This window comes from Alteromonas hispanica (assembly GCF_010500915.1).
In the GTDB taxonomy this organism is placed as follows: domain Bacteria; phylum Pseudomonadota; class Gammaproteobacteria; order Enterobacterales; family Alteromonadaceae; genus Alteromonas; species Alteromonas hispanica.
Genome location: NZ_JAAAWP010000007.1, coordinates 1 through 13,519, shown reverse-complemented (window position 1 = coordinate 13,519; position 13,519 = coordinate 1). Strand labels below are relative to the sequence as shown.

The window sequence follows — 13,519 nt, the reverse complement described above, 5'->3', positions numbered from 1 at the left end:
TGTGCGAATATTAAAAAACATTAATAAAAGTTATACTTTAGGTTAACTTTTTAAACTTTAGACACTTAAGAAAGGGAAATAGATATGAAACTACTGAAATTGGGCGTTGCTGCGGCGATTATCGTCTCGCTCATATCATTGGCATGGTATTTCGTGCGACAGGGGCAGTTTTTGTTGGTGGGAGCACCGACTGCCCTATTACTTATCATTGTGTTCGTCATGATTTTAAGACAAGAACAAGCAGATTGAGCCTTGTCGAACTCATGCCGGTTAACCAACTTGGCCGTCTTGGCTAACAAACTGGACGTTATTCGAAGCCGTGATAGGTAACAAAATCTTTGTTATCTGCTCGGGTTGAACGTACTGCGTTGGCAGGAAAATCAGGGTCTGGGTAGCCGAGCGCAATACAAATCATTATTGCCTCGTCATCTGGGATGTTCGCGTGTTTGTGAACCACATCAGATTGCATGATGCCTTGCCCGTTAATAACGCAACCTAACCCGAGGTCCCAGGCAGCTAAAACAATACCATAAGCTAGTGAGCCTAGACCAAACTGCGTGATCCCAGCAGGCTCTAATTCTTTATCGTACGTTAATACTAATGACACTGGTGCATCGAACTGACGAAAACCGCGCATCATCCATTCCATGCGCTTTTCTTTGTCTTCACGAGTGATCCCCATAACATCAAAAAGCTGAACTGCCACATCAATTTGGCGCTGACGATGTATGCCCTGGTAATCTTCTTTGTATGGAAAATCTCGCTTGTGAGGTTTCCCCGCCAGCGTGTTTTCAGTGTTGCCCTCTCGAATTTTATCTAACACATCCCCAGTGACTACATGAATTTTCCATGTTTGTGTGTTGTAGGAGGACGGTGCCCACTTAGCCGCGTCAATAATAGCCTCGACAGTAGATTTAGATACTGGCTGGTTTGTAAAGCCGCGAACACTTTTTCTCGACGCAGCAAATTCTGCAAAATTCATAGCACTCCAGATTAACTACTTGGTTACATATAATTAACCTAGAGTAAACGGTTAGTATGGTTTGGTGCAATACTGCAAACAGGCATAAACAATTGATTGTTTTTATACATATCTATGCCTGATTAATTGAACTCGCTATGTTATTAACCCGCCAGTTAAAAAACACTTCTACAGCTTAAATTGCCCTACTAAGTCGTTGAGATCGTCCGATAATGACAGCAAGTTATCGGCATTAGTAGATAGCCCCTGCGACGCTTTACTCACGTCTGATGTCGATGCTTGCATGCCAACAATGTTTTTACTAATTTCTTCAGATACCTGATATTGCTGCTCTGCGGCAGTAGCAATTTGGGTAATCTGATTCATTATCTGCTGAACCAGCGCACCTATTTTTTCAAAGGTTTCACTTGCCTCGTTTGACTGCGTAGTTGCTTGCTCCGATTGTTCTAGACTGGTGGTCATTTTAGAAGACACAAACTGCGTTCTTTCTACAAGCTTATTAAGCATGGTATCAATTTCTTCTGTGGCTCCGTGAGAGCGCTGCGCTAGCGTTCTTACTTCATCGGCGACCACAGCAAACCCTCTACCTTGCTCTCCCGCACGGGCCGACTCAATGGCTGCATTTAACGCCAGTAAGTTGGTTTGTTCTGCTATACCTCGAATAACATTCAAGATTTTATTAATATTTTCGCTCTCGTTTTCAAGTTCCTCCGTTGCCGAAGAGGCTTCGCGCATCAGCGTCATCAACTGCTCTACTTGAACCACGGTGTCCTTAATAATTGAGCGACCACTTTGACTGGCACTGTCAGTTTGTTCAGTTGCATCTTGCGTGGATACACAACTACGCGCCACTTCTTGCGCCGCTGCAGCCATTTGATTTGTGGCCGTTGCAGTATGCTCAATAGACTGCTCTTGCTTTTCGCTTGCTTGATTAAGCGATTGGGCAACCGCTTTAAAGTCTTGGGATGAACTGTGTAAGATTTGGGCCTGCGCTTTAATTTGGCCTATAAGTTCACCAATCGAGTTCATAAACTGATTGAAATAATTAGCAAGTTCACCAATCTCATCTCGCGTTTTTACGTCTAAGCGCTGGGTTAAATCACCTTTGCCGTCTGCAATGCCTTTCAGGCTTCGGCTGATATGAAGAATGGGAGCAACAATTTTATTGGCAAGCAGAACGCCAAGCACGCTGCATAATACAAGCATTACAATAAGCACAATCATCATGGTGGTAACTATGTTTCTAGCCGGCGCTTCAATGTCAGAGCTTTCAATGACACCAACAAACTGCCACTTCAGGTTAGGTGAGCGATATTTAGTTACCGTCACCTCGCCATTTTTGGTATCTACAGAAAACGTTTTATCACTTTCAGTCTTCAGCGCCTTATAAAGGGCCAGATTTTGCAGTTCACTTATATTTTTAAAGTTATTGGTTTTATTTCGTGGATCAGCAAGCACAACGCCATTTTCATCCACTAAAATGACATAGCCCGACTCACCTATTTTCACATCATTCACCAACCGAGTCAGCGTATCGAGGGTGACATCGATAGACTGAACGCCAATTACACTGCCATTATTAGCGGTAATTGTGGTGGCAATAGAAATCATGGGGCCGCCCGATATTCCCTGATAAGGCGAAGTAATAATGGCCTCACCGCCTGCTTGCTTAGCCTGCTCATACCAAGGCCGTTTGCGCGGGTCATAATTTGTCATTGGCTCTGCGGGATATTGAATGAATCCGCCAGACTCTGTGCCCATATATACATTCAGTAAATTGGGATGCTTTTCTCGAAACTGCCCGTGAAAGTCGTAAATTGCCTTTTCAACTGCACCGTTAGATCTGGGCGTCATATCAGCAGAGCGGTTGATGTAATTCGTGATTGGCGTATTGGCAGCGGCTTTAACACGCTCATCATCGGCCAAATAACGAACGTGCTCTTTCATACCCTCAAAAAATAGCTCAAATGCATTATCGATTTGCTTTATTTCTTGAGAAGCACTATTGACGAAGTAGTTACGAGATTGTGTAAAGGTTTGTACCGTGGTGGTGACCACCAAAACAATGATGGGAACCGTAACGGCGACTAAAAATGCGGTTATAAGCTTACTTCGAATATTCATCAAAAACTTCTCTTTACTTTAACGTTCTTACAGAATGACCTCAGAGGGCGTCATTTTTATCTTAGCGACTTTTTTACCTTATCAGTAAAGACATGTTTTCGTAAGCGCAGATCACTTTTTATCAGTAAAGGTGCGTCATTGAAAATGGAAATCGAGCTAAAAATGGAAAGAGAACTGAAAAAGATAACCGATGGAAGATAAAAAATAAAAAAAGCGGTAAGGCAATGATTACCTTACCGCTCCCATACATTGTTTATCCCGCTTTATCGCAATGTATTTTGTCGCAATTTATTCGGCTTAATTGAAGACTGCGTTTTATTAATGCGGCGCAATCGCCTTTTAGAATTGCCGAGTATAAAAATCAAAGTGAAACTAAGCTCTAATTTTACTAATAGCGCTATGCACTTTTTCTTTTCAACAACCCTTTCATATCTCTACCATACCGCCTGAAATAACTCTTAATGTCTTCTAGAATTAAATAGTTCAGCGGAACAATGAATAGCGTTATTAATGTGGCGAACAAAATACCAAAACCAAGACTTACCGCCATCGGTATTAGGAACTGCGCTTGAGTCGACTTTTCAAACAACAAAGGCATTAGCCCGGCAAAGGTGGTTAACGATGTTAACAACACAGGCCTAAATCGACGGCCGCCGGCATCATAGACAGCTTTTTTGATTGCCTCTCCCTCTTTGCGCTTTTGATTAATATAATCAACTAACACCAAAGAATCGTTCACTACCACACCAGAAAGAGCCAACATTCCCATAAAGCTAAGCAGAGTTAAGTCCATTCCCATAATCCAATGGCCTATTACCGCACCCACCAAGCCAAATGGAATAACAGACATAACGATGAAAGGCTGGGAGTAAGATTTAAACGGAATAGCTAACAAGATATAAATGAGTATTGCCAGCCCAATACCGCCGACAATGAGCCCTTGAGATGACTCTTGCTGATCCCGCGCTTCCCCTGCCATTTCAAACGTAACACCGGGGTATTGCCCTAGCTGCTGTGAAAGCCAGTCGTTTAGTTCTGACTGAACGAGCGTAAGATCACCATTTTTCTTATCGAAATCGGCGGTAACCGACAGCGTGCGCTGCCTGTCTACCCGTAAAATGCTGTCGGGGCTAAAGCCAGGAATTACGTCGGCAACCTGCCAAAGCGGAACTTCTTGATTTGGGCCTATGCGGATCATCATTTGCTCTAATGTCTCAATAGACTGGCGCGCCTGCAGCGGATAACGCACCATTACGCGCACTTCTTCCCTACCGCGCTGAATGCGCTGAATTTCAAAGCCAAACACAGCTTGCCTTACTTGTCTGGCAACGGTGTTCAAATCCAGTCCAAGTAATCTTGCTTCAGGCTTAAGCTCAAGCTGCAGTTCTTCCTTACCATCAGACAAAGAATCTTCAATATCAAAGACGGCTGCATACTCTGCCATTTTTGTCTTTAACTTCTCTCCTAACGCATTAAGCGCATTTGTGTCTCTACCTTTAAGCTCTATATCTACCGCGGCCCCACCCCAGCCGCCTATTTCGGCACGATAGTTTAGCTGCTCTGCTCCAGCAATCTGTCCAACACGTTTACGCCATTCGTTAACGACTTCTCTGGTTGAAACATCCACGGTACGCTTCTCAGGTGGAACTAAATCTATTTGTACTCGTCCTGTAGTAGAGTTTCGTCCACCGCTTACTGAATAAATATTGCGAATAACCGACTCACCGGTGTCTTCATCTAAATACTCTTCACGAAGCGCTTGGGCATGCCCGGTGATAGATTTCACAATGCGGTCTGTGCTTTCAAACGCCGTCCCTGCCGGCATCACTAAGGTAGCTGTTGCCACCTCGCTTTGCACCCGAGGGAAGAATACAAACTTAGTTTGTCCGCTAGCAATAGAACCAATAATGATGATGAGAGTGGAGAACATTAACATCCACGATGCGTAGCGCCACTTCATAGCGCGGGCCAATAAAGGTTGATACACACGCTCAATAAGTGTTTCAAGAGATTTAGCTATTTTCTTTTGGATTTGAGAAAGTTTTGACGCTGGCTTGTCTCCGCGAGGTTTCACATGCTTTAGGTGAGCGGGCAAAATAAACTTCGATTCAATGAGAGAAAACAGCAATACGGGAATGATGACAAGAGGAATAGCCGCGTACCAACTTCCTCTACCGGTTTGAAACGCTAGAGGTAAAAAGGCTGCTGCGGTGGTTAAAATACCAAAAGTTACAGGCACTGCCACTTCCTGCGTACCTTTAATAGCCGCGTCCAGAGGGTTCTCCCCCCGCTCTAAGTGAGCATACACATTTTCTCCGGTTACAATAGCGTCGTCGACCACTATGCCCAGTACCAAAATAAAGGCAAACAAACTCATTAGGTTTAGGGTTACATCGAACACAGGCATAAGGAGAAATGCGCCCATAAAACTCATGGGAATACCCAAGCAAACCCAAAACGCCACTGAAGGACGCAAAAATAGCGCTAACAGCGTAATCACGAGTAGCGCACCTTGCCATGCACTTGTGGAAAGTGTGGCTAAGCGGGCTTTAATTGGCTCACTTCTATCACGCCAAAAATCTAAGCTTAACCCTTCTGGCATTTGAGTCTGCTTAGCCAGCACGTAGTCTTTTACTGCCTGTGTAACTTCAATAATGCTTTCATCACCGGTGCGAAATACTTCCACTTCCACAGCGGGCATACCGTTGAACCTTGTTTTTAGTGGTGTCTCTTCAAAAGCATCCACAATATTGGCAATGTCACCAAGTTTTAGCATGGTCCCATCTTGCGTGGTAACAATAGGAATGTTGGCATATTCACTTGCATTGTAGGCCTGCCCCCTACTACGTATAAATATGTCACCGCCCTCAGTCTTTAAATTACCCGCAGACACATCAGTAGCATTTTGGCGAATAACCGTAGCTACCTGCTCAAGAGTGAGGTCGTATTTTCTAAGCGCAAGCTCCTGAATTTCAATTGAAATCTCAAACGGCAGCGTACCTCCAACTTCAACTTGAGACACTTGACTAAGGGCTGCCAACTCATCGCGCACGGTGTCGGCTTGACGTCGTAACGTTACAGGGTCATATTCACCGTAAAGCACAACACCAATTGCGTCTCTTCGCCACTGTGGCACCTGAATAAGTAGGTTTTCGGCATCGACAGGAAAATTATTGATTGCGTCGACTTTAATTTTTACATCATCAAGCAACTCTCGTACGTTGTACCCTTCCTCTACCTCAATGGTGACAGAAGCGCTGCCTTCACTGCTTGAAGAATTGAGTTCGCGGATCCCTTCTAAATCCTGAACCGCCTCTTCAATACGGATGGTAATGCCCTCTTCCACTTCTTGTGGTGATGCGCCCGGTAACGACATAGACACTCGTACGCTGCGCTGCTCAAACTCAGGAAATAAATCCACCGGAATATGATTCGAGACTACATAAAGACCCGATATAAGGATTACGGCAAGTAAGATATTTGCCGCTACATCATTTTTAGCAAACCATGCAATCATGTCAGCAACTCCTACTGTGCTTTGCTGTTTTTCGCATTTTCAGCATTATTAGCCTGAAGCGATTTCTGAGCAGCTGATGACTCTGGCAAACTATCGGCTAGCGATTTTACCTTTGTACCATCGGGAATATTAGCGGTAGGGGTAAGTATTAGCTTATCGCTAGGCGTTAAAACGTTCGCACTATTATTCGGCATTTGTTGCGGTGATGCCGACACAATTACGTTTTTATCATCTGTCCAAAGTGGCGTTACGGGTCGCTTGCGCAGCGTTCCGTCGTCCACCACACTCACCATGTTACTTTGTGATACCGCTTGTCTGGGTATAACAAACACGTCGTTAAGTTTTTGACCTTCTACACGGGCACTTAAAAACTGACCAACTCTAAGAGCCGGTCGCTGCTGCGTTGCCTCAAAAGGCGCTTCTACTTGAGCAACAAGAAACAGCATTCGAGTTGTTGGGTCAAACGCCCCTTCGCTTCTCACAATTTCACCATCCCACTGATAAGTTTTGGTGCCAAGATCACCATACAATTTAACTCGGGGGTTCGAAGCATTAGGTGCAGTATTTTCACCTAAATAAAAATATTCTAACTCGGCTGTTTTAATTGGCAGCCTGACTTCGACAACATCAGTACTATAAATAGACGCTATTGTTTGTGAGGGTGAAACCACCTGCCCTACATCTACAGACTGACTTAACACCATGCCATCAAAGGGCGCTTTAATTACTGTGCGCTCGAGATTTAACTTTGCCCCCATCAGCCTTGCTTCAGCAGCCCGAAGCGCTGCTTCTGCAGCTGCCACTTGCGGCTTACGTAAAGCAAGAAGTTTGGCTGCTTCACCTGATGGTTGTTTATTCCATTGCTGAGCAGAAAAATCGGCTTCGGCCAACTCTTGAAGATAAACGACGTTGGCATCGGCAACCGCAGATTTGGCGATATCAACTTCAATTTGAAAGTCGCGATCTTCCAATCTAACAAGCACGTCACCTTTTTTAAATGAGCCGCCAGCTCTAATATTTGGAGCAACCGACACTACACGCCCTGACACGTCTGCTACTAATTCGGTTTGAGTAAGGGGTTGAGCGGTGCCATAAGATTCAATCCACACTTCATAATCTTCAACAGTAAGGTCCATAACATCAACCGCTACTGTAGGCGCAGACTGGCTCCCTCCCCACTTTCTTGCCTCGGGCTTGCTTGCAAACATAGCTTTTACTACCAATGCAGCGATAATCAGAATGACTATGGATACACCGGCATGAATTATCCATGGCGCCTTTTTATTAAAGATTTTTTGTTCATTGTTATAGTTATTGTCAGGGTTGACCATTCTTCTCTCCGCGCGGCAGACGCTTTACTGCAATTGTAAACACGCGAAGAATACGTTGTTTTGTTGAGGAAGGACTATACAAAGCGACAAAAAGTCGAAAATTGAGGTTTAACATTAAGAGCACACCGTATTAACAGGTTAGAGAACGCCTGAAAGCCAGTGCTTTATTTTTTCTTCATCTTTATCAATCATAAACGGCATGGTGAGATTTGAAGGCCTATGCGGGGAACCTGCGTGAACAAATATACTGTTTTCGACAATACCCACCGCTTTGCAGCCGGCCTGCTGAAAAGCCAAGTAGCCCGCCATCATTTCGCCAATCGCATCATGAGTAATGCCTGCAGTTTCTGTGGGACGTTGAAAAAGCACCCAGGCATTTAAATGAGCCGTTAAAGACAGTACATCTCGAGTTAACTCGCGCACGCCATGTAAATTAAACCCTTCGGAATAATCACAAGAGACCGTGTTTTGACTTAAAGACAAGGAATATAAGCCGTGTGCGCTGGATGTAACCATGTTTTCGCTGGTGTACGTTAGTTAGGCTAAAGTATATTTTCAGTTTATTTATAATGCCAAATTAAATAAAGAGTAATAATTCGAACATTTTGACGAAAAGTAAGTGAAAGCGCGGCAAAAGGATTATTTCTTATCGGTTTGCAAATGGAATCTGTAGGTGAATAAAATTTATTCGGTACATCGTTATGTCGTAAACCCATTCTCAGAGCTAATTCATTTACGATTCCTCGGTTAACATAATGTAACGCGCAAAAAGTGAACATAATACTTTCTTTGAGAGAAACAACCATTGTCTATCCAATAAACGGAGAAAGTTATGTTGATGACATATGTGAGCTATGCCGTAATCGCTGGTGGTATTTTCATTTTAAGCTCGTTTTTTTCCCAAAAGCTTTTAGCGAAGTCGAAAGCTAGGAAAGGTGAAATGCAAGGTGGAAGAAAGCTTGTAGCCTTTTTAGCGGGTGCAGGTGTGGTTACATTATTGGGTGCTGCAACAGCTGCTGCAGCAGTCCATACTTCTACAGGCTTTATATTGTAGGAGCAATGGATCGTAAAAACTGCGGTTTCTAAGAGCTTTATTTTTAGGAATTGTGGGCAGCCTAGTAGCGTTTATCTTTAGTAAGGCCAACGCTGGCCTCACTAAAGATGCTAGTGCAGGCTTAATTTCAAAAAGCCCAACTGCTAAAGAACACCTATTTGAAGGTTGAAGGCAAAACTAAAACTTAAATTCGCTAATTGCTTGTTTAGCCGCATTCATTCGTTCTTCACCGTCTGGCATAGCTAAGCCCTCAGCATAGATAAACGAAATGTCTGTAAGACCAATCAGACCGAAGAAATCTTTTAGATACTGTGATTGAGTGTCTTTTTGTGTGCCTTCATATATACCGCCTCGCGCGGCAACTACTATTATCTTCTTGTTTTCTAACAATCCAACAGGTCCGTTTTCTGTGTATTGAAAAGTAACGCCAGCACGTGCGATACGATCTACCCATACTTTGAACGTAGAGGGAACACCAAAATTGTACATAGGCATAGCAATTACAACAGTGTCGCTTGCTTTAAGTTCATCGATTAACGTGTCAGAAAAACTAGCCAGCTCTTGATTATTACTATCAGGTGCCCACGATGCCATCTCAGCTTGTGTTAAATGCGGTAGTGCGTCGGCAGCCAAGTCCCTTTCCACTGTATTGGCAGACTTTTCTTCCTTCAATTTTGCTACAAGCAAATTACCAAGAATGTTGGAATTACCCTCGCTGCCGTTCAGCGATGACTTAATAAATAAAACGTTACTCATTATTGTTCCCTCTTACAGTTGATTAGTATTAGTGAATGCTTGGGATGATTATTCAATGACTCGGCGATAAATAAAATTGAAAAAAATAACACCAACCATTCCACTAAAACGAATATTCAATAAAAATAGCACCGCTCATTCACCGAAATCATTCTAATAAAAAGAATATTTAAACCTTTTTAAAATAATTTTGCTGTGTTCCATAAAGCAATAACATAGCGGCACAAGGTAAAACCAAAAGGTTAAACATGAAATACATTAGAAAATCAGCAGAACGGGGCAGCGCTAGCTTTGGTTGGCTCAACAGCAAGCACAGTTTTTCTTTTGGGCGTTATTACGACCCTAAACACATGGGTATATCGGTGTTACGGGTGATAAACGAAGACGTTGTAATGCCTGGACACGGTTTTGGTAAGCACGGACACCGTGACATGGAGATTGTGTCGTATGTGATAGAGGGCGCGCTTAAACACGAAGATAGCGAGGGAAATAGTTATGTTGTTCCCGCTGGTGATGTACAGCGTATGAGCGCAGGAAAAGGGGTTATGCATAGTGAGTTGAATGCTTCAGACAATGAACACGTAAAGTTTCTACAGATATGGATTACCCCCTCAAGCAAGGGTATTGCGCCAAGCTATGAGCAAACCACGATTGAGCAGGCAGGCCCGCTTACACCTTTAGTAACACCCCAGGGAAACGGCGGCTCACTGTCAATACATCAAGATGCCAGTATACATCGTCTTGTGTTGGAAGCCGGACAGTCTTTAGCATTAGAAACAGCGAGAACTGGCTACCTGCATATTATTAGTGGTTCAGCTACTGTGAATAACCAGCATCTTTATCATCGCTTTGAATCAGGCGATGCCTTTGCGTCTACCCAAAATGAAACTTATCAGGTGGTTGCTGAAAGTGCCCTAGAGGCTCTGTGGTTTGATTTACCGGTTTGATTTAGCTTAATTGCACAACGTAACTCAACCCGGTGACGTTGTTAGCTGCGGTAGATATAAAAAGAAAGCGTTAACGATTGCTGATGGTAGAAGAGCTCGACATTTGCGCTTTAAATCTTTTATTTTCTACCGCCTACACGATGGCTCAGGTATAGTTGTAAATTAGTTAGAGCTAATTAACAGGCTTACTTGCTACCAGCTTGCTGCTATTCGATCTCACATTTTGTCGGTGTTATATTTTGGGTGTTTAATTTTGAAAGTACTCTTTGAAAGTACCTTTTGATAGTACTCTAGATGCAACTTAGTAAGAAGTTGGCCTCTTTTTCAGCTGAAACAAGCTGGCAAAACAGGTTTATGGTATTAAATAGTATCAAGTATCATTCAGGCTTTAGGTGAAACAGCCAATATCAACATTGATAGCAACACCACTAATAAGAGAATTTTTGCATGAATAAATGGGTTACCTCCATTTCGTTTATCCTCGCCCTTTCAGTAGGCTCAGGTTTATACCATTACTTTCAAGCACCGTTAAAAGCAAAGTCGCTACCCATTTCAGCCCCCAAAGCAAGTGAAATAGTTGACTACCACAGCCAAGTAAAACCTGTTTTAGCGCAACGCTGTGTGGTATGCCACGCCTGCTATGATGCTCCGTGCCAGCTTAAAATGGGCTCTTTTTCAGGCATTGAACGTGGCGCAAACAAAGCGCGTGTTTACGATGGTGAACGATTGGTAGAGGCTAACCTAACCCGCTTGTTTGAAGACGGCCACACTCTGGCACAGTGGCGAGACAAAGACTTTTTCCCGGTAGTTTCAGACTCACCTAAGGAAACGTCAGAGAACTTTTCTTCTAAAGAGTATCAATCCTCTGCTAAAGATAATTTGTCCTCGAGTGTAATAGCTCACTTGCTTCAATTAAAACAAGACAACCGTGCCGAGACAGAAGGCACGACGCCCTCACAGCTTAACAAAGAAAAATACCCTCTAAATATCAATAGATCATATCAATGCCCTACCATTGACGACATTGGTACCTATAAACAAGATTACCCGCTTTGGGGAATGCCCTATGCACTTCCGGCGATAAATGAGAAAGAAAATACGCTTATATTAAATTGGATTGCACAGGGTGCGAGAGGAAATGACGACATTGTATTAACAAACGCTCATCTGAAAAAAATTGAGGAATGGGAACGCTTCTTAAATGCCGATGATTTAAAATCGCAGTTAATGAGCCGGTATTTGTTCGAGCACCTTTTTCTAGTGCACTTGCATTTTAGTGCTGAACAACCAACGCAATTCTTTAAGTTAGTACGTTCATCTACAGCTCCGGGCACCCCAGTAGAGGGTATTTTTACCCGTCGCCCCTTTGACGAACCAGATGTTGAGCGAGTCTATTATCGTTTAGTGCCTGAAAAGCAAACTTTGGTGCACAAATCACACATGCCCGTGTTGCTTAACGAACAGCGCATGAAAAAATGGCAACGATGGTTTTTAAACGACAACTACGCAGTTACTGAATTACCTTCATATAAGCCTAAAGAGGCGTCTAACCCCTTTATTACTTTTGCGCAAATTCCTATCAATGCGCGCTACAAGTACATGCTAGATGAAGCTCAAAATACCATCATGCAATTTATTAAAGGCCCCGTTTGTCGTGGTCAAATGGCACTCAATGTAATTAATGACCATTTTTGGGTGGTGTTTTCCGAGCCAGAACTGGATCTTGTTCAAAATAACGGAGAATTTATTCAGCAAGCATTACAAAATATAGAGCTTCCGGCTGAAGAACAGAGCAATGCGTTGCCCACAGCATGGATGAACTATGCGGCCATGGAACGAGAGTATTTAACGGCTAAATCTAACTTCATTGACACTCAAATAAAAAACAAGTTGAGCATAGACTTAAATTTATTGTGGGATGGTGAAAATAACAATGAAAACTTGGCGCTCACCATTTTCAGGCATAACGACGCTGCAAGTGTAGTAAAGGGGCTTGTTGGAGAAACACCCCAAACGGCTTGGGTGTTAACCTACCCCTTGTTCGAACGAATTCATTATTTGCTGGTAGCAGGATACGATGTTTACGGCAACGTTGGCCACCAGCTAAATAGCAGAATGTACATGGACTTTTTACGCATGGAAGGCGAGTTTAACTTCTTATCATTTCTTCCTAACAAAACTAGAGAAGAGGTAAGAAGCAAGTGGTACAGAGGTTCTGTAAGCGAAGTTGAAGAGTTTGTTTACAAGGGCAACACGTCGAATATAAAAACCGATATCGAATATCAAACAAAAGCCCCTTACCAAGAATTGCTCAATAAAATTAAAGCTAAATTTGACGATACGTTGAGCCGCCGCCATAGCTTGGAAAATGGATTTAATTCAAAAGAAGCACTAAACAGTTTTAAGCGTATTAATGCTATGCAGGGAACAAATGTATCACTACTGCCGGAATCGACCATAGTGCGTGTTTTTGATAAAGACAGCAATTCAGAACACTTTTACACCATGCTTAGACATAGCGCTCACACCAACATCTCCCATTTATTTAATGAAGAAGATAGAAGGCTGCCGGAAGAAGATACAGTAACTATTGCAAGCGGGTTTATGACATCTCACCCCAATGCGTTTTTACAAATTGAACTGTCCGAGCTACCAAACTTCGCCAACCGCATCAATAAAATGGGGTCAGAACCTGAGGGATCCCCACGAATTTAATTCCATGTGCTTCCGGCCCATGCACTGTCTACTATGGAGCTGTACCATTTGAGTGCAGCTTTCCACTGTCGCATGGTAAACCTTATTCGGCAA

General features: G+C 43.2%; 10 protein-coding genes. 4 read left to right on the top strand and 6 right to left on the bottom strand.

The annotated features are described in order from the left end of the window. Positions 1-84 precede the first annotated feature (84 nt). Positions 85-249, top strand: coding sequence for a hypothetical protein (locus GTW09_RS11690; RefSeq protein WP_157812661.1), 165 nt, complete (start codon positions 85-87; stop codon positions 247-249). Positions 250-307: 58 nt separating this feature from the next. Here the strand turns inward: GTW09_RS11690 and GTW09_RS11685 are convergent, their stop codons facing one another. The 5 genes from GTW09_RS11685 to GTW09_RS11665 all read right to left on the bottom strand — a co-directional run bounded on the left by GTW09_RS11685 (position 308) and on the right by GTW09_RS11665 (position 8,470). Further along, entirely contained in the window at positions 308-982 is a 675-nt protein-coding gene (locus GTW09_RS11685; protein ID WP_100971557.1) for a nitroreductase, read from the bottom strand. A gap of 168 nt (positions 983-1,150) precedes the next feature. Then, on the bottom strand, positions 1,151-3,106 hold the full coding sequence (locus GTW09_RS11680) for a methyl-accepting chemotaxis protein (RefSeq protein ID WP_100971555.1): 1,956 nt from the start codon (positions 3,104-3,106) through the stop codon (positions 1,151-1,153). Between the two features lie 397 nt (positions 3,107-3,503). Continuing rightward, positions 3,504-6,623: an efflux RND transporter permease subunit gene (locus tag GTW09_RS11675; protein WP_100971553.1), complete on the bottom strand. Its 3,120-nt coding sequence runs from the start codon at positions 6,621-6,623 to the stop codon at positions 3,504-3,506. 11 nt (positions 6,624-6,634) lie between these two features. Next, the gene (locus GTW09_RS11670) at positions 6,635-7,954 is read right to left on the bottom strand and encodes an efflux RND transporter periplasmic adaptor subunit (protein WP_163112042.1); all 1,320 of its coding nucleotides are present in this window, start codon (positions 7,952-7,954) and stop codon (positions 6,635-6,637) included. A gap of 138 nt (positions 7,955-8,092) precedes the next feature. Further along, a complete protein-coding gene (locus tag GTW09_RS11665) occupies positions 8,093-8,470 on the bottom strand; it encodes a hypothetical protein (RefSeq protein WP_071979908.1) in 378 nt (125 codons plus the stop codon). A gap of 316 nt (positions 8,471-8,786) precedes the next feature. On the opposite strand from GTW09_RS11665, the gene GTW09_RS11660 reads away from it, so the two are divergent. Beyond that, complete coding sequence (locus GTW09_RS11660) at positions 8,787-9,008, top strand: hypothetical protein (RefSeq protein ID WP_071979910.1); 222 nt, start codon at positions 8,787-8,789, stop codon at positions 9,006-9,008. A gap of 177 nt (positions 9,009-9,185) precedes the next feature. On the opposite strand, the gene GTW09_RS11655 is transcribed toward GTW09_RS11660, so the two are convergent. Continuing rightward, complete coding sequence (locus tag GTW09_RS11655) at positions 9,186-9,764, bottom strand: FMN-dependent NADH-azoreductase (protein ID WP_163112041.1); 579 nt, start codon at positions 9,762-9,764, stop codon at positions 9,186-9,188. Between the two features lie 248 nt (positions 9,765-10,012). Here GTW09_RS11655 and GTW09_RS11650 point away from each other — a divergent pair, with 248 nt between their 5' ends. Next, positions 10,013-10,711: a pirin family protein gene (locus GTW09_RS11650; RefSeq protein WP_163112040.1), complete on the top strand. Its 699-nt coding sequence runs from the start codon at positions 10,013-10,015 to the stop codon at positions 10,709-10,711. Between the two features lie 447 nt (positions 10,712-11,158). Beyond that, on the top strand, positions 11,159-13,426 hold the full coding sequence (locus GTW09_RS11645; protein ID WP_163112039.1) for a fatty acid cis/trans isomerase: 2,268 nt from the start codon (positions 11,159-11,161) through the stop codon (positions 13,424-13,426). Positions 13,427-13,519 lie beyond the last annotated feature (93 nt).

Excerpts from the sequence above, each read along its gene's own strand:
- GTW09_RS11645 (WP_163112039.1), top strand. The coding sequence starts at position 11,159 with ATGAATAAATGGGTTACCTCCATTTCGTTTATCCTCGCCCTTTCAGTA.
- GTW09_RS11655 (WP_163112041.1), bottom strand. The coding sequence starts at position 9,764 with ATGAGTAACGTTTTATTTATTAAGTCATCGCTGAACGGCAGCGAGGGT.
- GTW09_RS11675 (WP_100971553.1), bottom strand. The coding sequence starts at position 6,623 with ATGATTGCATGGTTTGCTAAAAATGATGTAGCGGCAAATATCTTACTT.
- GTW09_RS11650 (WP_163112040.1), top strand. The coding sequence starts at position 10,013 with ATGAAATACATTAGAAAATCAGCAGAACGGGGCAGCGCTAGCTTTGGT.
- GTW09_RS11690 (WP_157812661.1), top strand. The coding sequence starts at position 85 with ATGAAACTACTGAAATTGGGCGTTGCTGCGGCGATTATCGTCTCGCTC.
- GTW09_RS11685 (WP_100971557.1), bottom strand. The coding sequence starts at position 982 with ATGAATTTTGCAGAATTTGCTGCGTCGAGAAAAAGTGTTCGCGGCTTT.
- GTW09_RS11665 (WP_071979908.1), bottom strand. The coding sequence starts at position 8,470 with ATGGTTACATCCAGCGCACACGGCTTATATTCCTTGTCTTTAAGTCAA.
- GTW09_RS11670 (WP_163112042.1), bottom strand. The coding sequence starts at position 7,954 with ATGGTCAACCCTGACAATAACTATAACAATGAACAAAAAATCTTTAAT.
- GTW09_RS11680 (WP_100971555.1), bottom strand. The coding sequence starts at position 3,106 with ATGAATATTCGAAGTAAGCTTATAACCGCATTTTTAGTCGCCGTTACG.
- GTW09_RS11660 (WP_071979910.1), top strand. The coding sequence starts at position 8,787 with ATGTTGATGACATATGTGAGCTATGCCGTAATCGCTGGTGGTATTTTC.